The sequence below is a fragment of the Roseovarius sp. W115 genome (genome assembly GCF_032842945.2).
Classification (GTDB): domain Bacteria; phylum Pseudomonadota; class Alphaproteobacteria; order Rhodobacterales; family Rhodobacteraceae; genus Roseovarius; species Roseovarius rhodophyticola.
This window is the reverse complement of sequence record NZ_CP146606.1, coordinates 2,800,072-2,820,815: the sequence shown is the minus strand read 5'-3', so window position 1 is coordinate 2,820,815 and position 20,744 is coordinate 2,800,072. Positions and strand designations below refer to the sequence as shown.

General features: G+C 56.8%; 21 protein-coding genes and 2 pseudogenes. 11 read left to right on the top strand and 12 right to left on the bottom strand.

The features are described from left to right. Positions 1-48: 48 nt before the first annotated feature. Together RZS32_RS14290 and RZS32_RS14285 are read right to left on the bottom strand one after the other, a co-directional pair. Positions 49-321 carry a succinate dehydrogenase assembly factor 2 gene (locus tag RZS32_RS14290; RefSeq protein WP_422395917.1) on the bottom strand — a complete coding sequence of 91 codons (273 nt, stop codon included), beginning with the start codon at positions 319-321 and terminating at the stop codon, positions 49-51. After that, positions 314-718 (bottom strand): helix-turn-helix domain-containing protein, encoded by a 405-nt coding sequence (locus tag RZS32_RS14285; protein ID WP_317057635.1) that lies wholly within the window; start codon positions 716-718, stop codon positions 314-316. The genes RZS32_RS14290 and RZS32_RS14285 overlap by 8 nt, the downstream gene beginning before the upstream one ends. 114 nt (positions 719-832) lie before the next feature. Here RZS32_RS14285 and RZS32_RS14280 point away from each other — a divergent pair. Beyond that, positions 833-2,034, top strand: a pseudogene (locus RZS32_RS14280) (pyridoxal phosphate-dependent aminotransferase). A gap of 34 nt (positions 2,035-2,068) precedes the next feature. Next, positions 2,069-2,482 (top strand): hypothetical protein, encoded by a 414-nt coding sequence (locus tag RZS32_RS14275; RefSeq protein WP_317057633.1) that lies wholly within the window; start codon positions 2,069-2,071, stop codon positions 2,480-2,482. A gap of 29 nt (positions 2,483-2,511) precedes the next feature. Here the strand turns inward: RZS32_RS14275 and RZS32_RS14270 are convergent, their stop codons facing one another. Further along, positions 2,512-3,981, bottom strand: a complete 1,470-nt coding sequence (locus RZS32_RS14270) for a class I adenylate-forming enzyme family protein (RefSeq protein WP_317057632.1) — start codon at positions 3,979-3,981, stop codon at positions 2,512-2,514. A 268-nt stretch (positions 3,982-4,249) separates the two neighbouring features. Between RZS32_RS14270 and accB the strand changes: the two genes are divergently transcribed. The 3 genes and pseudogenes from accB (at position 4,250) to aat (ending at position 6,840) form a co-directional block, all read left to right on the top strand. Then, positions 4,250-4,750: an acetyl-CoA carboxylase biotin carboxyl carrier protein gene (gene accB / locus RZS32_RS14265; protein WP_317057631.1), complete on the top strand. Its 501-nt coding sequence runs from the start codon at positions 4,250-4,252 to the stop codon at positions 4,748-4,750. A gap of 12 nt (positions 4,751-4,762) precedes the next feature. Beyond that, positions 4,763-6,110 (top strand): annotated as a pseudogene (gene accC, locus RZS32_RS14260) (acetyl-CoA carboxylase biotin carboxylase subunit). A gap of 97 nt (positions 6,111-6,207) precedes the next feature. Continuing rightward, the gene (aat, locus tag RZS32_RS14255; protein ID WP_317057630.1) at positions 6,208-6,840 is read left to right on the top strand and encodes a leucyl/phenylalanyl-tRNA--protein transferase; all 633 of its coding nucleotides are present in this window, start codon (positions 6,208-6,210) and stop codon (positions 6,838-6,840) included. Positions 6,841-6,846: 6 nt separating this feature from the next. On the opposite strand, the gene RZS32_RS14250 is transcribed toward aat, so the two are convergent. From RZS32_RS14250 to RZS32_RS14240, 3 genes are read right to left on the bottom strand one after another with little or no spacing between them, the layout of a single operon-like run. Continuing rightward, entirely contained in the window at positions 6,847-7,215 is a 369-nt protein-coding gene (locus RZS32_RS14250; RefSeq protein ID WP_317057629.1) for a DUF2155 domain-containing protein, read from the bottom strand. Next, positions 7,212-7,673, bottom strand: coding sequence for an outer membrane lipid asymmetry maintenance protein MlaD (gene mlaD, locus RZS32_RS14245; protein WP_317057628.1), 462 nt, complete (start codon positions 7,671-7,673; stop codon positions 7,212-7,214). Before mlaD ends, RZS32_RS14250 begins: the two co-directional genes overlap by 4 nt. Positions 7,674-7,727: 54 nt before the next feature. After that, positions 7,728-8,111, bottom strand: coding sequence for an NADH:ubiquinone oxidoreductase subunit NDUFA12 (locus RZS32_RS14240; RefSeq protein ID WP_317057627.1), 384 nt, complete (start codon positions 8,109-8,111; stop codon positions 7,728-7,730). 247 nt (positions 8,112-8,358) lie between these two features. Here RZS32_RS14240 and RZS32_RS14235 point away from each other — a divergent pair, with 247 nt between their 5' ends. Further along, positions 8,359-9,087, top strand: coding sequence for a DUF4760 domain-containing protein (locus tag RZS32_RS14235; protein WP_317057626.1), 729 nt, complete (start codon positions 8,359-8,361; stop codon positions 9,085-9,087). Here the strand turns inward: RZS32_RS14235 and clpX are convergent, their stop codons facing one another. Both clpX and RZS32_RS14225 read right to left on the bottom strand, forming a co-directional pair. Further along, positions 9,088-10,350, bottom strand: coding sequence for an ATP-dependent Clp protease ATP-binding subunit ClpX (gene clpX / locus RZS32_RS14230; protein WP_317057625.1), 1,263 nt, complete (start codon positions 10,348-10,350; stop codon positions 9,088-9,090). A 164-nt stretch (positions 10,351-10,514) separates the two neighbouring features. Then, positions 10,515-11,147, bottom strand: coding sequence for an ATP-dependent Clp protease proteolytic subunit (locus tag RZS32_RS14225; protein WP_317057624.1), 633 nt, complete (start codon positions 11,145-11,147; stop codon positions 10,515-10,517). A 486-nt stretch (positions 11,148-11,633) separates the two neighbouring features. Between RZS32_RS14225 and ctaD the strand changes: the two genes are divergently transcribed. Together ctaD and RZS32_RS14215 are read left to right on the top strand one after the other, a co-directional pair. After that, a complete protein-coding gene (ctaD, locus tag RZS32_RS14220) occupies positions 11,634-13,307 on the top strand; it encodes a cytochrome c oxidase subunit I (protein ID WP_317057623.1) in 1,674 nt (557 codons plus the stop codon). A 208-nt stretch (positions 13,308-13,515) separates the two neighbouring features. Next, positions 13,516-13,929, top strand: a complete 414-nt coding sequence (locus RZS32_RS14215; RefSeq protein ID WP_317057622.1) for a DM13 domain-containing protein — start codon at positions 13,516-13,518, stop codon at positions 13,927-13,929. Between the two features lie 582 nt (positions 13,930-14,511). On the opposite strand, the gene RZS32_RS14210 is transcribed toward RZS32_RS14215, so the two are convergent. Next, positions 14,512-15,444: a hydrogen peroxide-inducible genes activator gene (locus RZS32_RS14210; RefSeq protein WP_317057620.1), complete on the bottom strand. Its 933-nt coding sequence runs from the start codon at positions 15,442-15,444 to the stop codon at positions 14,512-14,514. Between the two features lie 147 nt (positions 15,445-15,591). On the opposite strand from RZS32_RS14210, the gene RZS32_RS14205 reads away from it, so the two are divergent. The 3 genes from RZS32_RS14205 (at position 15,592) to folP (ending at position 18,034) form a co-directional block, all read left to right on the top strand. Beyond that, on the top strand, positions 15,592-15,837 hold the full coding sequence (locus RZS32_RS14205) for a YdcH family protein (RefSeq protein WP_317057619.1): 246 nt from the start codon (positions 15,592-15,594) through the stop codon (positions 15,835-15,837). A gap of 245 nt (positions 15,838-16,082) precedes the next feature. After that, entirely contained in the window at positions 16,083-17,012 is a 930-nt protein-coding gene (locus RZS32_RS14200; RefSeq protein WP_317057618.1) for a dihydroneopterin aldolase, read from the top strand. A gap of 17 nt (positions 17,013-17,029) precedes the next feature. Beyond that, positions 17,030-18,034, top strand: coding sequence for a dihydropteroate synthase (gene folP, locus RZS32_RS14195; protein ID WP_317057617.1), 1,005 nt, complete (start codon positions 17,030-17,032; stop codon positions 18,032-18,034). 76 nt (positions 18,035-18,110) lie between these two features. On the opposite strand, the gene RZS32_RS14190 is transcribed toward folP, so the two are convergent. The 3 genes from RZS32_RS14190 to ilvC all read right to left on the bottom strand — a co-directional run bounded on the left by RZS32_RS14190 (position 18,111) and on the right by ilvC (position 20,721). Continuing rightward, positions 18,111-19,031, bottom strand: a complete 921-nt coding sequence (locus tag RZS32_RS14190) for a DMT family transporter (protein ID WP_317057616.1) — start codon at positions 19,029-19,031, stop codon at positions 18,111-18,113. Beyond that, on the bottom strand, positions 19,028-19,591 hold the full coding sequence (locus RZS32_RS14185) for a GNAT family N-acetyltransferase (RefSeq protein ID WP_317057615.1): 564 nt from the start codon (positions 19,589-19,591) through the stop codon (positions 19,028-19,030). The genes RZS32_RS14190 and RZS32_RS14185 overlap by 4 nt, the downstream gene beginning before the upstream one ends. A gap of 107 nt (positions 19,592-19,698) precedes the next feature. Beyond that, entirely contained in the window at positions 19,699-20,721 is a 1,023-nt protein-coding gene (gene ilvC, locus RZS32_RS14180; RefSeq protein ID WP_317057614.1) for a ketol-acid reductoisomerase, read from the bottom strand. Positions 20,722-20,744: the final 23 nt, after the last annotated feature.

Below are 20,744 nucleotides of genomic sequence, written 5' to 3'. Positions count from 1 at the left end.
GGTTTGGCGGAAAATGCCCAATATTCAGTTAAATACGTGCAATAACGTCTAAAATGCCGCAGACTTGGGCGCGCTGCTCTCTAAAATACGCGAGATGATGCCCCTGAACTTCTCCGGCGCATGATCCTGTCCGCTGATCCAGATATAGAGATCCTGATCGTTTTCTTCCAAAAGCGCCTCATAGAGATCAAGCTCCTTAGCGCTCAGCCCTGCCAGATGCGCCTCCGCGAAGCGCATCAGAAGGATATCCATTTCCTTGGTGCCGCGTCGCATTGAGCGCATGTGCAGCCGTTTCAAACGGGTGTGACCGTCTTCACTCAACCGCCTGCTCTCGCACAGAGGACCGTAAGCTGCGCTCCAGCATCGCAAGCCGGTCCGCAGACGCGGTGATCTGCATGCGCAGGTCCCGCATATCCTTCAAAATATGAGCCACGTCGGGGTTGCCACCGTTCCGTTCATCCGGGCCATCCGGCGCATCGCCTTCACCGCTGATCAACCAGAGCAAAGACACGTTGAGAACCCCCGCCAGCATCGAAAGCTTGTTGGCGCGCGGCTCATTCAGATCGTCTTCCCAAGCGCGCAGCGTCTTGAGCTTGATCCCCAGACGTCGCGACAATTCTTCCTGCGTCATGCCGGCCACCTCGCGGGCGCCTGCCACACGATCCCCAAATGTCGTCGCTTCGGGATTATACCAGTCGTCTTTGCTCGGTGCGTTCATGTTTCACTCTCCAGGCTCCAGGGTCTTGCTTGCACGTAACCCGCAATGTTGTCTTGAACCCAATCCGTGCTCTAACTAAGACAGCCGAAGACCCAATTCCACCTGGAGCGCGACATGAATCCTCTTTCCGCGACACTTTCACGCGTGAAACCCTCGCCCACCATGGCCATCTCGGCCCTGGCGATGGAAAAAAGGCCGCTGGCGAAGACGTCATCGGCCTCAGCGCAGGGGAGCCGGACTTTCCCACACCCGAAAACATCCGCGCCGCAGGCATTCGCGCCATCGAAGAGGGCAAAACGCGGTACACCGCGCCCGATGGCATCCCGGAGCTGAAGCAGGCCGTCTGTGACAAGTTCAAACGTGACAATGATCTCGACTACACCCCCTCACAGGTGAGTATTGGCTCTGGTGGTAAACAAATCCTTTACAACGCCCTGATGGCGACGCTGAACCCTGGCGATGAAGTGATCATCCCCGCACCCTACTGGGTGAGCTATCCCGATATGGTCCTCCTGGCGGGTGGCACACCTGTGATTGTCGAGGCTGGTCTTGAGACCGGCTTCAAACTCAGCGCTGAGGCGCTTGAAGCGGCAATCACGCCAAAAACCCGCTGGTTCATTTTTAACTCGCCTTCCAACCCTACCGGCGCAGGGTATTCCTGGGACGAGTTGAAGGCGCTCACCGACGTTTTGATGCGTCACCCGCATGTCTGGGTCATGACCGACGACATGTACGAGCACCTCGCCTACGGCGATTTCAAATTCTGCACCCCTGCACAGGTCGAGCCGGGGCTTTATGACCGCACGCTGACCTGCAACGGCGTGTCCAAGGCCTATGCCATGACCGGCTGGCGCATTGGCTATTCTGCGGGACCGGAGGTGCTTATCGGTGGGATGCGCAAGATCCAGTCGCAATCGACCTCCAACCCCTGCTCGGTGAGCCAATGGGCCGCCGTCGAGGCGCTCAACGGCACACAGGAATTCATCGCGCCACATAACGAGATGTTTGTGCGCCGCCGGGATCTCGTAGTTGGCATGCTGAGTGAGATTGACGGCGTCACCTGCCCCACGCCCGATGGGGCCTTCTATGTCTATCCCTCGATTGCCGGGCTTATTGGCAAGACCTCCGCGAAGGGCGCGAAAATTGGCAGCGACGAAGCATTTGCCACCGCCCTTCTGGACGAGGTGGGTGTCGCCGTGGTCTTTGGCGCCGCCTTCGGCCTCTCGCCCAACTTCCGTGTCAGCTACGCCACATCTGATGAGGCGTTGAAAGAGGCCTGCACCCGGATTCAGGACTTTTGCAGCAAACTGCGCTAAGCAAACTGACCAATTACTGAGACCGGAGCCAAATGTGAGCGGCGAGCTTCCAGACTATTACTTCCGTGTCCGTGACAACGGCGCGTTCGTCTTTCGCGTAGACACCGAAAACCGTCAACGCCGTATTGAGATGGAGCAGATTGCGGTGATCAACATTCGCAACGGCCAAATCAAACCGCATGGCGACCGGGAGTTGAGCGAAGAAGACCTGGAGACCATTCAGACGTGGATGGCCGAGCGCACCGCGCTTTTGGCTCAGCGCGATATTGACGACGTTCACCGCGCGGTGGACTACCTCAACACCACCACCCATTGGGCCCAGTCGCGCGCCAGTGATGAAGATCTCGAAGAGGTCACAGATGCGCTTTTGCTGGCCATGCACGACCTGCGCTCGGTTCTGGTGCGCAAAAAGGCGGATCGACTTTTGGCTGGGGATGATGAAGACTAAAGCCTCCAATCCCACTAAATCATTTTAGATCAACCGCCTGAAAGACGATCTCGAAGTGCGGTTTTGAGCACTTTCCCGTAGTTGTTCTTCGGTATATCCTCGACAAAAACATAGGCCTTGGGTCGCTTGAACCGCGCGATATTTGCAAGGCAATGGGCATCAAGCGCCGCCTCATTCAGACCTTTTCTATGCGCCACGACAAAGGCCACCACCTCTTCACCCCATTGCTCAGAGGGACGCCCGATCACCGAGGCCTCAACGACGTCAGGATGGGTCAAAAGCACCTCCTCTACCTCGCGTGGATAGATATTCTGCCCGCCAGAAATGATCATATCCTTGGACCGATCCACCAGCGTCAGATACCCCTCATCATCCAGATGCCCCATATCGCCCGTGCGCAACCACCCATCGCGCAGCGTCTCGGCCGTTGCCTTGGGGTTTTGCCAATACCCCGGCATCACCAGGTCTCCTCGCACCTCAACCTCACCAATCTGCCCTGACTTCAATATTGCACCAGAACCATTTGTAATCCTGAGAGAAACGCCACTCTGAGCTTGCCCCACTGTGGTAAGTTTCCGCCCCGCCACAATATCTTCCCGACCAAGCGCGGTGATCCCCATCGGTGCCTCGCCCTGCCCGTAAATTTGCAGAAACACAGGCCCAAACTGCGCAAGCGCGGCGCGCAAGTCCACCTCGTAGAGCGGCGCACCCCCTAGCACGAGGCTGCGCAACCCTCGACCAGTGCGTCCCGCCTCCTGCGCCCAAACCGTCAGGCGAGTGAGCATTGTCGGAGCCGCAAACACATGCAGCCGATCAAAATGCGCCGCCAGATCAAGAAGTTCGCCGGGATCAAAGCCTCCAGACACCGGCACGATGTGCCGCGCGCCCTTGAGCACATGCACCAACGCGTATAGCCCCGCGCCATGGCTCATTGGCGCGGCGTAGAGCGTGGCATCGTCAGATGTGACCTCGTCAACAGACGTCAGATAACTCTCCGACATCACCCGCAGCATCCCATGGGTGATCTGCACTCCTTTGGGCCGCCCCGTTGTGCCGGAGGTGTAGAACAACCACGCGAGGTCGGCTGAAACGCGCGAGGCATCATATGCAACGGGTGCGCTGGAAAGGACCTCAGGGGTCAGTACGTCCACCACGCCTTTCAAGACCTCCGCCTGCGCACCCGTCGACACACACAACGTCGCCCCGGCGTTGTCTATAATCCACGCCGCCTCCTTGCCATGCAGTCGCGCATTGATCGGCACAGCCACCAGGCCTGCGTACCAGACGCCGAAGAGCGAAATGAGGTAATCGGGATGATTGCCCATAAATATCGCCACCCGATCACCAGGTTTCAGGCCTCGCGCCAAAAATGCCCCGGCCATGCGTGCCGCCCGATCACGAAACCCGGCATAGTCACAGACCATATCATGTCCATAAAAGATCGCCGGGGCCGCACCCCGTGCCTTTGCCTGATCTTCCAGCCAGCCCGCAATATTCATGAACGTGCCCTCCAAGGTCACAAAACCACCTGAAGCGTTCTCCGGCAATCTATCTCACTTGCGAATTCTCAGGTAAAATCAGGCGCAAACCGCGTAAAGTGGACGTAGCGTCACCTTTTTTGGAATTCCCCCTCGCAATCGGGCGGCAAATGCGCCAAATTCCTAGGCAATTCCGCGCTTTTCAAGGGATGACGCATCCCCTATAAGCGCCCAAAAAAGACGCAAAGCCTTGGGGACAGGGCAAACATGCAAGGTTCGAGGATACAGGATGCCGAATAAATCGCACGAGGCGGATGTCGCCTTTATCAAGGCCCTGGCAGAAGTGCTTCAAGACAACGACCTGATAGAGCTTGAGGTCAAGCGTGATTACGGTGCCGATGATGCCCTCAATGTCCGCGTCAGCCGCAAACAAAAAGTCGTCGCGCAAGTGGCTGCCGCCCCGGTTGCAGCCCCTGCCGCCGCGCCGGCCGCCCCGGCAACCGCCGCCGCCGCGCCCGCAGCAGAGGCGAGCCCGGCTGAAGATCCCGCAAGTCATCCCGGCGCCGTGACCTCGCCCATGGTCGGCACCGTTTACATGCAGGCCGAACCCGGCTCTCCGGCCTTTGTCTCCGTTGGGGATCAGGTATCAGAAGGCGATACGCTTCTCATTGTGGAAGCGATGAAAACCATGAACCACATCCCCGCCCCGCGCGCAGGCACCGTCAAACGCATTCTGGTCGAAGACGGCGCGGCCATCGAGTTTGGCACGCCGCTGATGATCATCGAATAAGGCCTGTCCGCGATGTTCGATAAAATCCTTGTTGCCAATCGAGGCGAGATCGCACTCCGCGTGATCCGCGCCGCGCGCGAGATGGGCATTCAGAGTGTCGCGGTCCATTCCACCGCCGACACCGACGCCATGCATGTTCGCATGGCAGACGAAAGCGTCTGTATCGGCCCACCCCCGGCACCGACAGCTATCTCTCGATCCCGTCGATCATTGCCGCCTGCGAAGTCACAGGTGCACAGGCCATCCACCCTGGCTACGGGTTTCTGTCCGAGAATGCCAATTTCGTGCAGATCGTTGATGACCACGACCTTACGTTTATCGGCCCCACCGCCAAGCATATTCAGGTCATGGGCGATAAGATCACGGCCAAAGACACGATGAAAGACCTCGGCGTGCCATGTGTGCCGGGCTCTGACGGCGGAGTGCCTGATCTCGAAACCGCTCGCGCATTGTGCAAAGACATCGGCTATCCGGTGATCGTCAAGGCCACCGCCGGTGGCGGCGGGCGCGGCATGAAGGTGGCGCAAACCGCAGATGACATCGACATGGCGTTTCAAACCGCCCGATCAGAGGCCAAAGCTGCCTTCGGCAATGACGAGGTCTATATCGAAAAATACCTCACCACGCCGCGCCACATCGAAATTCAGGTCTTTGGCGATGGCAAGGGCAAGGCGGTGCATCTGGGCGAACGCGACTGCTCCTTGCAGCGTCGCCACCAAAAGGTGCTTGAAGAAGCCCCCGGCCCCTGCATTTCCGAAGAGGAACGCGCCCGCATTGGCAAGATCTGCGCCGATGCTGTGGCCAAGATCGACTATGCCGGCGCAGGTACAATCGAATTCCTTTACGAGAATGGCGAGTTTTATTTCATCGAAATGAACACGCGCCTGCAGGTGGAACACCCCGTCACCGAGGCTATTTTCGGTGTCGATCTGGTACGCGAGCAAATCCGCGTCGCCGCGGGTCTGCCGATGTCTTTCAATCAGGACGACCTGAGCATCAATGGCCACGCTATTGAAGTGCGCATCAACGCCGAAAAGCTTCCCGAGTTTGCCCCGCGCCCTGGCACAATCAGCCAGTTTCACGCACCCGGCGGGTTGGGCGTGCGCATGGATTCCGCCCTTTATGACGGCTACACGATTCCACCCTATTACGACAGCCTGATTGCCAAGCTGATCGTGCACGGGCCCGACCGCGCCTCTGCACTGGCGCGTCTGGACCGCGCTTTGGGGAATTGATCGTCGACGGTGTCGAGACCACCGTGCCGCTCTTCCATGCGCTTTTGCAGGAAAATGACGTTCTGGATGGATCGTACAATATTCACTGGTTGGAACACTGGTTAGAAACCAACCTGCAGGACTAAATCACACGTCAGAGAAGAGTGTTCTTTGAATGTCCCATCGAACGCAGTAGAATAGTTGCCATCGCACCACGGGGCAACGCCCCACAACATTGTCAAAATGGGGGCACGTGATTTGGCGCAGAACGGAGACGGTCTCGTCCCGGAAATACTGCTGCGCGCCTATGCGACCGGCATCTTTCCCATGGCGGAGTCCCGCGACCATGATGAACTTTTCTGGGTGGATCCCAGCCGTCGTGGTGTGCTGCCGCTCGATGGGTTTCACACATCCCGCTCACTCGCACGACGCATCAGGCGCGCCGAGTACAGCGTCAGCCTGAACCGGGATTTCGAAGGTGTTCTGGATGCCTGCGCAGATCGCCCAAACACCTGGATCAGCCACGAAATTCAGGCACTCTATTCAGACCTGTTTAGGCTTGGGCACGCTCACTCTCTTGAAATCTGGCAAGACGAGGCCCTGTCCGGCGGTGTCTATGGTGTCACCCTTGGGGGCGCGTTTTTCGGCGAAAGCATGTTTTCGCGGCGCACAGATGCCTCAAAACTGGCGCTAGCGCATCTCGTCAATCACCTGCGTCGCTGTGGCTTTGTGCTGTTTGACACGCAGTTTCTCACACCTCATCTGGCGCGTTTGGGCGCAATCGAGATCAGCCGCGCCACCTACAGATCGCATCTGAGCGACGCATTGGACGTAAACGCCGATATCCTGGCGCACCCTCTGGCTTCTACGCTTTAATCTGTATTATTGCGTCAAACACCGCAGCACCCACACGTCGTAACGCGGATGCTCCATGGGATTGAGCGCTGGTGAGGACGCAATCATCCATCCCGAAAACACCGGTTTGGTGTCATTTTCCGCGTGGATCGTCAGAAACGCATAGGCATCCCCCGCCGGGTTGCCCACTGGATGACGGCATTCACCCAACTCAATCCGAAGCGAGCTTTGCTGGTGCGATGTGGCGTTGGCCATCTCAATGTCTTGAGTGACGCCGTTGATCTTATCAAGCCAGCGCAAAACAACCCCCGTGCCTGGCTCAACTTGCTCCTGAGCCCATGCGGAGGTGCTCAGCACAACACACAGCCCCCAGAAACCGAGGCCGAGGCATCTCATTCGCTGCTGTCCTCGCTGTCACCGGCAACAAATTTGGTCAAAAGAGAAATCAGGCTGATCGAGCCTTGAGTGAACTCGATCTCGTCGCCCGCCGCAAAATAAAACGGAGAGCCGCCCGGCAAGACTTCTACGAAGTTGCCCCCCAAAAGCCCTTCCGAGCTGATGGCCAGGGCACTGTCGTCCGGCACTTCGATATCGTCACGGACACTGATCACCGCGCGCGCACGATACGTTTCGGGATCAAGCTCAAGCTCGGTCACGCGCCCCACTTTGACACCGGCCAGCCGGACATCCGTGCCCACATCCACGCCATCCGCGCTGCGAAAGCTTGCGGTCAGAGCATATTCACTCGGGGCTGCGGAAAAGCCGGTCACTTGACCTGCGTAAAACAAAAAGCCTGCGGCAACCGCAAGCACAACGCCGCCTACGGCGACCTCTGTCAGATTTTCATTGCTCATCGGGTCACCCCGGCCTCACTGCTTTTATCTGGCGTTCGACCATCGAACACCCACTTATTCTGGCGACCATGCCTCATAGTCGCGTCGGTCTTCGGGATCCCCACGCCGGATCGATCCCGCTGGCGCATAGGCCAGCGCCGTTCCTGTCAGGTTTTCTTCGTGCGGTTTCTCCCAGGTCTTCCGCGGCAACGGTGCCTCGGTCGGCGGCTCGGCATAAGTGTGGTGCAGCCAGCCATGCCAGTCCGGGCTCACCCGGCTCGCCTCAGCCTCACCGTTGAAAATCACCCAGCGCCGCTTGTTCTCCCGATCCCGATAAAAGATATTGCCCTGATCATCCTCACCCACTTTCACGCCCTTGCGGCGCGTGTGAATAAGCGTGTTCAGCGTGGCACCGTTCCACCAGGTCACAGATCGAAGAAGCGTTGTCAGAAGACCCATGGAGTCCCTCCGGTTTTCCCTGTTCCAGATATGCCGCAGATAGCGTCCGAGGTCCAGTGCAGTAAGAGCGCAAAAGCGTTTCGGAACAATTATTGGTGCGTTAACAAATTGTTAACTCATTTAAAGCACGGTGGGGACTGGTGAAATTGCAATCCACGCTTATATTTGATAGCAAGTGTGTGGAACCAGAAAAGGGAACCGCAAAATGACATTTGAAGGTATGGGCAACGGTTGATCGAACGGCGACGTGTTCGACAATAGTCTTAAAGTATTGTTTTTATTCGCAGCTGCGGTTTTATTGGCCGCAGCTATTTTGTTTTTCGCAGCCATAAGCACGCATCTACTGACCAGCGAATTTGATCAGCTTTTGCGACAAATCCCAGACACGCCGTCCGAAGAATACAAAGTCCTCGTTTCCCTCTTCTCTATTGCGGCCTCGACTCTGACAGCCATTCTTGGCCTTGGTTTCGCTATTTGGACCTACATCCAAACAACCCGTAAAACTCAGCAAGATCGTCGCAAGCAGCATACGATCACAATTCTCCTGGAAACGCGCCTTTCTGAAACCTACAGTCAACTGAACAAAACAAGAAAACAGGTTTATCCACCTGGAAAAGACATAAACCCAGAGCAGTTCTATACAGACTACGTATCAGAATATAGTTCCACCTCAACCGATGCCCCTTCTATGGATTGTAGAAGAAGTGCAGCCGAGGCACTTAGTGTCATTCTAAACTACTATGAATTTCTGGCGGTTGGGTTGGCCGATGGTGATCTTGATGAAGCCATGCTTAAGAAAACCATAAGGGGTGTGATGTGCAGATTGGTAGACGACGCCCGGTATTTGATCGCAGCAGAACAAAAAACGAATTTAAAAACTTTTGAACATTTGATCGACCTATACGCAAGCTGGCGCGACCCAAATGCAAAAGACCGAGACTGCACACCAAACGAACGCCCTGTTCCGACAGAATGATCAGCTCGCGCTGGCTTCTTCCGGCTTTGCATCGGAATGCACCATCAAAGGTGCCGTCTCGGAGGTCACCGCCTCTTCGTTGACCACGACTTCCTCGACATTCTCAAGACCCGGCAGGTCAAACATCGTATCAAGCAGGATGTCTTCCAGAATAGAGCGCAACCCGCGGGCGCCGGTTCTACGCTCAATCGCGCGTTTGGCGATGGCCACCAATGCATCGTCGGTAAAGCTCAGCTGCACTGTCTCAAGCTCGAACAAGCGCTGATACTGTTTGACCAGCGCATTCTTGGGCTGCGTCAGGATCGTAACAAGCGCGTCTTCATCCAGATCTTCCAGTGTTGCGATGACCGGCAGGCGGCCAACGAATTCCGGGATCAGACCGAATTTCAGCAGGTCCTCTGGCTCCAGGTCCTTGAACACTTCGCCCACGTTGCGATCATCCACATCGCGCACATCAGCCCCGAAACCCATGGCAGAACCCTTGCCACGTTGGCTGATGATTTTGTCGAGACCGGCAAAGGCCCCGCCGCAGATGAAAAGAATATTCGTCGTATCCACCTGCAGGAATTCCTGCTGCGGATGCTTGCGTCCTCCTTGCGGCGGAACAGCGGCAACGGTCCCTTCCATCAATTTCAGAAGTGCCTGCTGCACGCCCTCGCCTGACACATCGCGGGTGATCGACGGGTTCTCAGATTTACGCGTGATCTTGTCGACCTCGTCAATATAGACAATGCCGCGCTGTGCACGTTCAACGTTGTATTCGCTGGCCTGCAGAAGTTTCAGGATGATGTTCTCGACGTCCTCACCCACATAGCCCGCCTCAGTTAGCGTCGTGGCATCGGCCATTGTGAACGGCACATCCAGAATACGCGCCAATGTCTGCGCCAGAAGTGTCTTACCGCAGCCTGTGGGTCCGATCAGAAGAATGTTCGACTTCTGCAATTCAATGTCATTCTTGCCCGAATGATTGAGCCGCTTGTAGTGATTGTGCACCGCCACCGACAGAACCCGTTTAGCCATCGCCTGTCCGATCACGTAATCGTCAAGCACGTCGCAGATCTCTCGCGGGGTCGGCACACCGTCGGAAGATTTCAGACCGGCTGTCTTGGTTTCTTCACGAATGATGTCCATGCAAAGCTCGACGCATTCGTCGCAGATGAAAACTGTTGGACCTGCAATCAGCTTGCGCACTTCGTGCTGGCTCTTGCCGCAAAAGCTGCAATACAAGGTGTTTTTACTGTCGCTGCCAGAACTGTTTGCCATCTCTCGTACCTTTCGGGCCTCAAAATTCTCGCCCAGATCCCGCGCAAAACACGCAGCTCATCTTTACCTCATGTCGTTCGTCTGTGAAGATCGAACACGTTAATCCATGTCGCGCAGCTTAAGATAGGTGCAGGAGCACCACAACGCTTAATTCACCTGCGCTATCAGCTGTCTTCGTCCTCACCTTTGGCGCGGTTTTCAACGATTTCATCGATGAGACCCCAAGCCTTAGCGTCTTCGGGTGCCATGAAGTTATCACGCTCAAGCGCCTCTTCGACTTTCTTCAGCGTTTGTCCGGTATGTTTGACGTATATTTCATTAAGGCGCCGTTTAAGCTTCAGCGTTTCTTCCGCATGGATCATGATATCTGTCGCCTGACCCTGATACCCGCCAGAGGGCTGGTGAACCATGATTCGGGAATTCGGTAGGGAAAACCGCATGCCTGCCTCGCCTGCGGTCAAAAGCAGACTACCCATGCTCGCGGCTTGGCCGATGACAAGTGTGCTGACCTTGGGGCGAATGTACTGCATTGTGTCGTAGATCGACAAACCTGATGTAACAACGCCGCCTGGGCTATTGATATACATGGAAATTTCTTTGGACGGGTTCTCCGCCTCCAAGTGCAGAAGCTGCGCCACGATGAGGCTCGACATGCCGTCGTGAACCGGGCCGTTCAGGAAAATGATCCGCTCTTTGAGCAGCCGCGAGAAAATGTCATAGGCCCGTTCGCCCCGGCTGGTTTGCTCTACAACCATTGGGACGAGCGTGTTCATATAGGTGTCGATCGGATCTTGCATGATGTGCCTGCCTGATATGTGTCGCACGACCCTCAAGGGGCCGCTCTCTTTCAAAACTGTAGTGGCCCCCAGAAGGGGCTGCAAGAGCGCTTCGGTAAATTCCTGCGGAGCATATCACCGCGAGATTTCACGCATAGTTTTCAACCCGGCGCGCCAGTATGTCGCGCCTGAGAAGAAATTCTCGGCAATTTGCGCTCAATTCTTACCAATTCTGCACAGCTAACCCAGGAACCGCGCGAAAACCTCGCCACATAAAGTGCTGAAAATAATAATTTTTCCTTAATCAGACAGAAGCGCATGGGCTCTACTGGCCATTATCTGCAGCCCAGACAGAATTCTTTGTGCCAAATCAAACTCATGCATTGCTCCCGAACGCGTGACATTCTAGAAACAACGCGTGTTGCGGGACACGCCCTTGTCTCTGAGTCTCATTTGACCGGAGGCATTACCGGTGTCCCCATATTTTGACCAACAGGAGGCACCTAGATGGCAGACGCAGCCATTCACGGGCACGGACACGAAGACAATCGCGGGTTCTTTACCCGCTGGTTCATGTCCACCAACCATAAAGATATCGGTATCCTCTACCTTATCGTGTCGGCATTTGTCGGCCTGATTTCGGTGGCCTTTACCGTATACATGCGGCTCGAACTGATGGAGCCGGGTGTTCAGTACATGTGTCTGGAAGGCGCGCGCTTTACGGCGGCTGCCGCGGGCGAATGTACGCCAAACGGGCATCTGTGGAACGTTATGATCACCTATCACGGTGTCCTCATGATGTTCTTTGTCGTGATCCCCGCCCTCTTCGGCGGCTTCGGCAATTACTTCATGCCATTGCAGATCGGCGCGCCGGACATGGCGTTCCCGCGCATGAACAACCTCAGCTTCTGGCTCTATGTGACAGGTACATCTCTGGGCGTTGCCTCACTTTTGGCACCAGGGGGCAATGGCCAACTTGGGTCTGGCGTGGGTTGGGTGCTTTACCCGCCGCTCTCGACCACCGAGCAAGGCATGTCGATGGACCTGGCGATTTTCGCTGTGCATGTCTCAGGTGCAAGCTCGATCCTGGGTGCGATCAATATGATCACCACCTTCCTGAACATGCGGGCACCGGGCATGACGCTCTTCAAAGTGCCGCTTTTCTCTTGGTCGATCTTCGTCACAGCCTGGCTGATCCTTCTCTCGCTGCCTGTTCTGGCGGGCGCGATCACCATGCTTCTGACCGACCGCAACTTCGGGACGACCTTCTTCGACCCGGCCGGTGGTGGGGATCCAATCCTCTACCAGCACATCCTGTGGTTCTTCGGACACCCGGAGGTGTACATCATCATCCTGCCCGGCTTTGGCATCATCAGCCACGTGATTGCGACCTTCGCGCGCAAACCGGTCTTTGGCTACCTGCCAATGGTCTGGGCTCTCATCGCCATTGGCGCTCTGGGCTTCGTTGTCTGGGCGCACCACATGTACACTGTGGGCATGTCGCTGACGCAGCAGTCCTACTTCATGCTGGCCACGATGGTCATTGCGGTGCCTACAGGCGTGAAAGTCTTCAGCTGGATCGCCACTATGTGGCAGGGATCGATTGAGTTCAAAACACCCATGCTCTGGGCGTTTGGGTTCCTGTTCCTCTTCACCGTGGGCGGTGTGACCGGGATTGTCCTGTCGCAGGCTGGCGTCGACCGGGCCTATCACGACACCTACTATGTTGTGGCCCACTTCCACTATGTGATGAGCCTTGGTGCGGTCTTTGCGATCTTCGCGGGCATCTACTTCTACTTCCCCAAGATGACCGGGCGCATGTATCCTGAATGGGCCGGCAAACTGCACTTCTGGGCAATGTTCCTGGGTGCGAACCTGACCTTCTTCCCGCAACACTTCCTGGGACGTCAGGGCATGCCACGCCGCTACATCGACTATCCTGAGGCGTTTGCCCTCTGGAACTACTGGTCTTCGATTGGCGCGTTCATTTCATTCGCCAGCTTCATCTTCTTCTTCGGTGTCATCGCCTACGCGCTCTTCCGGGGTGCGCGGGTGACAGAAAACAACCCGTGGAACGAATATGCAGACACGCTGGAATGGACTCTGCCGTCCCCTCCGCCGGAGCACACGTTCGAGATCCTGCCCAAGCAGGAAGACTGGGACAAGCAACCGGCACACTGAACACCGTTTCAGTACACTATAAAAACAGGCCTCAGAGATCCTCTGAGGCCTGTTTCTTTTGGCCAAGGCGCGAAATATCCGGCTCAGCACAAAGCAGATTGCTACAATCTTTCACCCCAACTTGATCGCACGTGACGGTTCAGCCCCTAGCGGCTGCGACAAAAAGGCTCCATGTTCTGCCGCACGATCCAAACAAAGGAACACCTCAATGACTGTTACTCGTCGCCAATTCGCGGGCCTGACACTGGCCGCAGCCGCCGCAACAACCCTAGGCGCTACTCCATCTTTCGCCGGTTCAGACGTACGCAAGGGCAGCCTTTCTGGCCGTCAGGGGTACAACGTGTCCGGCACTGTAAAAGTCAAAAAAGTTGACGGAAAAACCAAGGTCGTCCTCGCCGATGACTACGTGTTTGATCCCAAGAAAAACCCACCGGACATCAAGATCGGCTTCGGCAGCGGCGAAAAATACGCCAAGGGCTCCAAGATCCATGACAAGTTGACCGTCAAAAAAGGCACCGCAACATTCGAAGTGCCTGCCGGGATCGACACCGACAAGTATGACGAGCTTTACATCTATTGCGAACAATTCACGGTTATTCTTGCGGTCGCACCGCTGAAGTAAAAGCTGCGCTTTACAAACAAAGAAAACCGCCGACACCGGCGGTTTTTTTATGCCAGACACACAAAGCATTGAAAGTGCAGATGCAACAAATCTGTTTTCAATAATCAAAAGTTTTGAAACACCTGATGCCCATGTACGAAAATGACTCTTTTTTCGATTTGTCGACCTGGGGCCAGATTGGCCTTGCTTGTCTGAGCCTGCTGCTCTTCGTCCTCTTCCTAATCACAGCGTGGCGTCTCTTCAGAGACAGACCCGTTTGGCTCCGTCTCTTGGGAGCACTGACCTTATTCTGGGTCTTTGTGTGGGTCTCGCCTCAGATCTACTATCAGTACTACCGCATCCTCATTCCCACCCTGCCCGTGCAATGGGTCATCTGGCCCCCGCGCAGCCCCTACGAAGCTTTGACCCTTTTGTTCTTTCAGGGTCCCCAAAACCTATCCGCGCATGGCCAAGCCATCCTCGGCTGGAGCCTTGTCGCCATAGGTCTTGTCAGAAATCGCATAAGGCCGCGCAGGTCGGAGTCCTAAAGCGCCTCGACATTGGCCTGAGACATCAGCGAAAGCCGAAACGCAGTCACGTCGCCTACTCCACCAAAACCAGCCCCCTGAACCGCTCCAACGCCACCTCCCGTGCCACTGCTGCGATCCGGGCCACCGCCTGACGGTGGGCCGCGCGTTTGCGCCAGACCACGCCGATGGAGCGCGTGAACAAGTCATTGCGAAACGGCAGAATGGCGACATCGCCACTTTCAGCCGCCACTTCTGAACGCACATACAGCGCCGGCAGAAAGCTCAGACCCATATTGAGCGCCGTCATCTGGCGCAGCGCATCAAGGCTGGTGCCTTCATAGTCCTGGCGGACATGCGCCCCCAGTTCTTCGCAAAGCGATACAATCTGATTGTGCAGCACATAAGACCGCGACAGTGTCAGAATATCCTCCCCCGCCAGATCGGCATCACGCACCTGCATCTGCTGCGCCAGCGGATGATCCTGCGCCACGGCCAGCTTGAGGGGCTCGCGAAACAAACGTTCCACCTGCAAATCCCCGGATTGCACGGGAAGCTGGGTCAGGATGATGTCATGCACCCCAGCCACCAGTTCCTCCTGCAGCACCACAGGGGCGGCATCCCGGATGATCACTTTGAGTGTTGGATAGGCCTGTCGCAATCGGCGCGTCAGATAGGGCAGAAAATACGGCCCCAATGTTGGGGTTGAACCAAGCCGGATCGTGCCACCCACCCCTTCGCGCGCGTCCCGCGCCAGAACGTGCATGGCATCAACATCATCCAGCACCTTGCGCGCCAGCGACAGCACCTCGCGCCCGCCCGGTGTCAGAACAGCCCCCCGACGACCGCGCTCAACCAGATCAAGCCCAAGCGCCGCCTCCAGATTGACAATCTGCTGGCTCAGAGAGGGTTGGCTGATGCCCGACCGCTCCGCCGCCTTGCGGTAATGCCCGGTCTCAGCCAGCGCCACGAAGTAGCGCAACTGCCGTAATGTGACCTGTTCCAACATAACGCGTTGCGCCCTTCTTAACGTCTCCTCGGTGTTAGATAGGTTTTTCAAATCAAACTTTCAGGTCCAATAGGATTTTTTATAGGAACATCACCCCCACATTGAAGTTCATTAGGTTCACCCAACAGAAAAGAGGCCCCAGTCCAAATGAGAAAAGTCTCACTAAACTCGCTCCAGACCCGCATCGACACCCTGCGCCGCCGTCACCGCGAGCTGGACGAACGCATTTCCAACGCTCAATCGCGCACAGCACCGGATTTCACTGAGATCAAACAGCTCAAGCAAGAAAAGCTTGGCCTGCGCGACGCGATCCGCATGACACAAACGCTTTTGTCTCGAATGCATTCGAAAAAGGCGGGGCATTGCTGGCAGACACAGTTTCACTCGGGCTGAGCCACAGACAGCCACTCACAAAAACGTCTGACGTGTCAGGTCGAAGCTGGGGAGATGCAGACCTGACATGAACACCGCGGCGGCGGTGCCAAGAGGTTCGGTTTCGAGATATCGGGCTCGGAACCGAACCTCCCCTTCATTGACAGGCTTGGCGGACCTGTCCGCTTGCCTGTCGCATTCCGCCTTTCGCTGCCAGTATGGGCCATGTTATCCCCGGGCAAAGTCTAGCCCTTGGGATCGCCCTCATGTCGAATGAAATCCGTCTTGCCTTTGAGCACCCGTCGGCCCGTGCCGATGCCACAGCGCCCGATGGCCCGCTGGATCGCATTTCCGTGCGCGAACATGTGGTTGAGGTCGAGATTGGCGCGTTTCAGGCCGAACGCGGCATCACGCAACGTGTGTCTTTCAACGTGGTGGTCGAGGTGCGCCCATTGGATGTTGCCATTGACGACGATGTGGATCGCATCCTCAGCTATGACCGCGTGACAGAGGCCATTGCCGCCGAACTGGCGGCCGAGCGCCTGAACCTGCTGGAAACGCTCGCCGAGCGTATTGCCGAACGCATCCTGCTGGAGCCACAGGCGGTGCGCACCTTTGTACGGATTGAAAAACTGGATCGCGGGCCGGGCGCTTTGGGTGTTGAGATCGTACGCTCAGTCGCCGATCTGGCCACCAAACCTGTGGGCCACCTTCCTGACATCACACCACATCCGCATGTGGTCTATCTCACAAATCAGGCCATTCGCTCCCCCAACCTTGCGCATTGGCTGGACCAGTTGGAGGCCCGCGCCGAGCCGGTCATCCTCTGCGTTGGCCATGCCGAAGTGCCCAGCCCCAAAACCGGTCACAAGATGACCCAGCGGCGCGTGGACCTCCTGGCGCTGGAGCAAAACGCCTGGATGCTGGCCGGGCGCGATGACCGTTGTGTCGTTGTGAACACCCGCACCGAGTTGGACTGGGCCATGAAAAACGACCAGATCAGCGTCTGGGCGCCCTCCAAGATCGTGCTCGATGCGGTCGACGGCCCCAAAACTGGCCCCGATGATCCGGTTGCCCTCGCGGCCTGGTTTGCCGGGCATATGGACGCCTCTGATTTGTTGCTCATCGGAGAGGCACCGCCCGAACGCTCCCCCGTGCCGGTTCTGGTGCAGGATATCGCGCAATCCGGGTTATGACCTCAAAGACCAAGCCAATGCGCTACTACCGCCCTCTGCCCCAATGTGATCACGCACGCCCCAAAACAGCCCTGCCATTGGCCGGGGGCTGGTGCTGGTTTGATGCGGTTGAGGTCATCAGCCGGGAAGACCCGTCACACATCATACAGGCCTATGACCTGCCGCGCGATGTTGCCAAGCGCCTCAGCGCGCCGCGCCTGCCTATTGCCGGGCTGGGCTTTGATGCCCCGCGCCTCATGGGCATCCTCAACGTCACACCAGACAGCTTTTCCGACGGCGGCCGGTACACTGCACCAGACGTCGCCCTCAGCCATGCGCGTGACATGATCAACGACGGCGCAGACATCATCGACATCGGCGGCGAATCTACCCGTCCGGGGGCCGAGGAGGTTGCCATAGACGAAGAAATCCGCCGCACCGCCCCGGTGATCGAGGCCCTGCGCTCTGAAAGCAGAATTCCCATCTCCATCGACACGCGCAAAGCGGCGGTCGCACACGCGGCGCATGAGGCTGGTGCCTCGCTTGTGAATGACGTGGCCGGGTTCACTTTTGATCCCGCCCTTGCCCCCTTTTGCGCCGAGGCTGGCCTACCGGTTTGCGTCATGCACGCCCAGGGCACACCGGACATGATGCAAAAGGACCCGCGCTACGACAATGTAGCGCTGGATGTTTACGATTACCTTGAGACCCGGATCGAGACCCTGGTCGCCATCGGGATCCCCCGCTCCCGCATCATCGCAGACCCCGGCATCGGATTCGGAAAGACGCTGGAACACAATCTGACGCTTCTGCAAAACCTCGCGCTCTTTCATGGGCTGGGCTGCCCGATCCTGCTGGGGGCTTCGCGCAAACGCTTTATCGGCACGATAGGCGGCACAGAAGATGCAGGCGCTCGGATGCCCGGCTCGCTTGCCGTCACCCTGGCCGGCATTGCTCAGGGCATTCAGCTACACCGTGTTCATGATGTCACGGCAACCGCCGAGGCGCTAAAGCTCTGGCAAGCGACAACCGGCGGTATTTGAGTATTTTTTTGAGAACGATGAAAACAGTGGAAACTTTCACTGTTCTCAAAATACTCAACCGCAACACAAGCCCCGATCACGCGCGCCCGGAAAAGAGGCGCTTGAGTGCACCAAGCTGGCTCAGCGCCACGCCAGCCAGTATCAATGCCAGCCCCAGATAGAGGCTTGGCGGCAAGGCTTCATTGAGAATGACCGCACCAAACACCACCGACCATATGGGGACCTGATAATTGACGAGGCTCATGAAAACCGGCCCCGCCTCACGGATAACCTGCACAAGCAGAATTTGCGCAAGACCCGTGGGCAAAAGACCAAGGTAAACCAAAGCCCAAAAGCTCGTGCCTTGCGGCATCTGTGGCCACCCCTCAGTCACAAGTGCATAGGGCGTAAAAAGCAAAGCCGCGACCAGCAGGACCGCCGCCGCCAGGGCCAAACGATTCACCTCAGGACAGAGCCGGGTGAAAATAGACCCAACGGCATAACAGGATGCCGCGCCAACACAGGCCAGCTTGGCCAGGGCCTCAAACTCTGCACCCGTCGAGGCGAAAGCCCCCGGTCCGATCAAAACGATGACACCAATGGTCCCGGTCACAAATCCAACCAATCGACGCAGGCTCATGGACTCGCCGGGCACAAAGATATGCGCCAGCGGCAGAATAAAGAGCGGCACCACCGCCATGCACACCCCGGCAAACCCCGAGGCCACCACCTGTTGCCCCCAGCTGAGCAAGGCAAAGGGCACGGCATTGGAAAACAACCCCATGGCAAGAATGAAGCCCCAAAGTTTGCCTGCGCCCGCGCCGGTCACACGCGGCAAACCCGCGCCCAGTGCTGCGGTCAGAACCAGCAGACAAGCTGCCCCCAGACAAAGCCGCACCGCTACGAGTGTCAGAGGCCCCACGCCCTCCAAAGCGATGGTGACAAACATGAAGGACGCGCCCCAGATCATGCCAAGCGTGACAAGACGCAGCCAGTTGGCGATGGATATCTCTGTCATGTTGCGACCAACAGAATGATCAAGAGTATGATCGCACCCCACAAAAGAGGCGGATCCCAAAGGAAACCCCACTTTCCGACGACTCTCGGCCTATTAAATAGCGATGGCATTTCCAGTTTTCCGGCACGCCATCTAGAGTTCACTTTAGCAAAACCGGATTTTTCAAAGAATTTCTCGCGGGTATCATCGAGATTCCAGACTGTCGCATCCAACGAATGCGCCCCGGCTTGTCTGCTGCGAGCCTTGCACCAATTAAGCAGTGATTTACCAAAACCCTGTTTTCGGAAAGATTCAAGAACGTGAATATCGAAGACTTCAAAACCACTGCCATAGCTTGATGGAACCAACATCGCATAACCAGCGAATTGCCCATTCAAAGTCGCCACTTGCGCACATCCCGCAGAGGCGTGTATCTTTGCGCCTCGGTTTTTTACCGCGGATGTCACCATAGGCGCATAGAATGCCTCAAACGCTTCGTCACTGAGCATCAGAGGAAATGTTTCTTTGTGCCTTTCAAAGGTTGCACGACACCCCTCGAGAATGAAGGCCAGATCCTCCATAGTCGCGTCTCGCAAACTTACCGCTGGGTTCTTCTGCATCTGCGTTCCTGAAAAGAAAAAGGCGCCCAAGTTGCCGGGCGCCTCAACCGACTCATGATCGTGTCAGATCAGTTCTTTTCCTGATCCACAAGCTTGCCAGCCGAAATCCATGGCATCATGGCGCGCAGTTTCTCGCCCACTTCTTCGATCTGGTGTGCGTCGTTCATGCGGCGTGTTCCCTTAAAGAAGGGCTGCCCGACCTGATTTTCCTGCATGAAGTCCCGCACGAATTTACCGGTCTGAATATCTGTCAGGATCGCCTTCATCTCTTTCTTGGTCTTCTCATAAGGCAACACACGGGGGCCGCTGACATACTCGCCATATTCCGCGGTGTTCGAGATCGAGTAGTTCATGTTGGCAATGCCGCCTTCATAGATCAGGTCGACGATCAGTTTCACCTCGTGCAGACACTCAAAATAGGCCATTTCAGGCGCGTAGCCTGCTTCGACCAGCGTTTCAAAGCCCATGCGAATGAGTTCCACCAGACCGCCACAGAGAACCGCCTGCTCGCCAAAGAGGTCGGTTTCGCATTCTTCGCGAAAGTTTGTCTCAATGATTCCAGAGCGCCCGCCCCCGATGGCCGAGCAATAGCTGAGGCCGATTTCAAGCGCTTTGCCGGACGCGTCATTGTCCACCGCCACAAGACAAGGCACGCCGCCACCTTTGACATACTCGCCGCGTACCGTGTGACCGGGACCTTTGGGGGCCATCATGATAACATCCACACCGGGCTTAGGCTCAATCAGGCCGAAATGCACGTTGAGACCGTGCGCAAAGGCCATGGCAGCGCCTTCGCGGATGTTGTCATGGACGTATTTCTTATAAGTCTCGGCCTGAAGCTCATCGGGCATGGTGAACATGATCAGATCACACCAGGCTGCCGCCTCGGCAATGCCCATGACCTTAAGGCCTTCGCCTTCGGCTTTCTTGGCGCTGGCTGAACCTTCGCGCAGTGCCACGACAAGGTTCTTCGCCCCGCTGTCGCGCAAGTTGAGCGCATGGGCGTGCCCCTGAGAGCCGTAGCCCAGAATGGCAACTTTCTTGTCTTTGATGAGGTTAATGTCGCAATCGCGGTCATAATATACGCGCATGGTTTCACGTCCTTCCGGTTTCT

Excerpts from the sequence above, each read along its gene's own strand:
- RZS32_RS14225 (WP_317057624.1), bottom strand. The coding sequence starts at position 11,147 with ATGCAAGATCCGATCGACACCTATATGAACACGCTCGTCCCAATGGTT.
- RZS32_RS14190 (WP_317057616.1), bottom strand. The coding sequence starts at position 19,031 with ATGACAGAGATATCCATCGCCAACTGGCTGCGTCTTGTCACGCTTGGC.
- RZS32_RS14205 (WP_317057619.1), top strand. The coding sequence starts at position 15,592 with ATGAGAAAAGTCTCACTAAACTCGCTCCAGACCCGCATCGACACCCTG.
- folP (WP_317057617.1), top strand. The coding sequence starts at position 17,030 with ATGCGCTACTACCGCCCTCTGCCCCAATGTGATCACGCACGCCCCAAA.
- clpX (WP_317057625.1), bottom strand. The coding sequence starts at position 10,350 with ATGGCAAACAGTTCTGGCAGCGACAGTAAAAACACCTTGTATTGCAGC.
- RZS32_RS14250 (WP_317057629.1), bottom strand. The coding sequence starts at position 7,215 with ATGAGATGCCTCGGCCTCGGTTTCTGGGGGCTGTGTGTTGTGCTGAGC.
- RZS32_RS14215 (WP_317057622.1), top strand. The coding sequence starts at position 13,516 with ATGACTGTTACTCGTCGCCAATTCGCGGGCCTGACACTGGCCGCAGCC.
- RZS32_RS14285 (WP_317057635.1), bottom strand. The coding sequence starts at position 718 with ATGAACGCACCGAGCAAAGACGACTGGTATAATCCCGAAGCGACGACA.
- accB (WP_317057631.1), top strand. The coding sequence starts at position 4,250 with ATGCCGAATAAATCGCACGAGGCGGATGTCGCCTTTATCAAGGCCCTG.
- mlaD (WP_317057628.1), bottom strand. The coding sequence starts at position 7,673 with ATGAGCAATGAAAATCTGACAGAGGTCGCCGTAGGCGGCGTTGTGCTT.
- RZS32_RS14185 (WP_317057615.1), bottom strand. The coding sequence starts at position 19,591 with ATGGAGGATCTGGCCTTCATTCTCGAGGGGTGTCGTGCAACCTTTGAA.
- RZS32_RS14240 (WP_317057627.1), bottom strand. The coding sequence starts at position 8,111 with ATGGGTCTTCTGACAACGCTTCTTCGATCTGTGACCTGGTGGAACGGT.
- ctaD (WP_317057623.1), top strand. The coding sequence starts at position 11,634 with ATGGCAGACGCAGCCATTCACGGGCACGGACACGAAGACAATCGCGGG.
- RZS32_RS14200 (WP_317057618.1), top strand. The coding sequence starts at position 16,083 with ATGTCGAATGAAATCCGTCTTGCCTTTGAGCACCCGTCGGCCCGTGCC.
- RZS32_RS14270 (WP_317057632.1), bottom strand. The coding sequence starts at position 3,981 with ATGAATATTGCGGGCTGGCTGGAAGATCAGGCAAAGGCACGGGGTGCG.
- ilvC (WP_317057614.1), bottom strand. The coding sequence starts at position 20,721 with ATGCGCGTATATTATGACCGCGATTGCGACATTAACCTCATCAAAGAC.
- RZS32_RS14210 (WP_317057620.1), bottom strand. The coding sequence starts at position 15,444 with ATGTTGGAACAGGTCACATTACGGCAGTTGCGCTACTTCGTGGCGCTG.
- aat (WP_317057630.1), top strand. The coding sequence starts at position 6,208 with ATGGGGGCACGTGATTTGGCGCAGAACGGAGACGGTCTCGTCCCGGAA.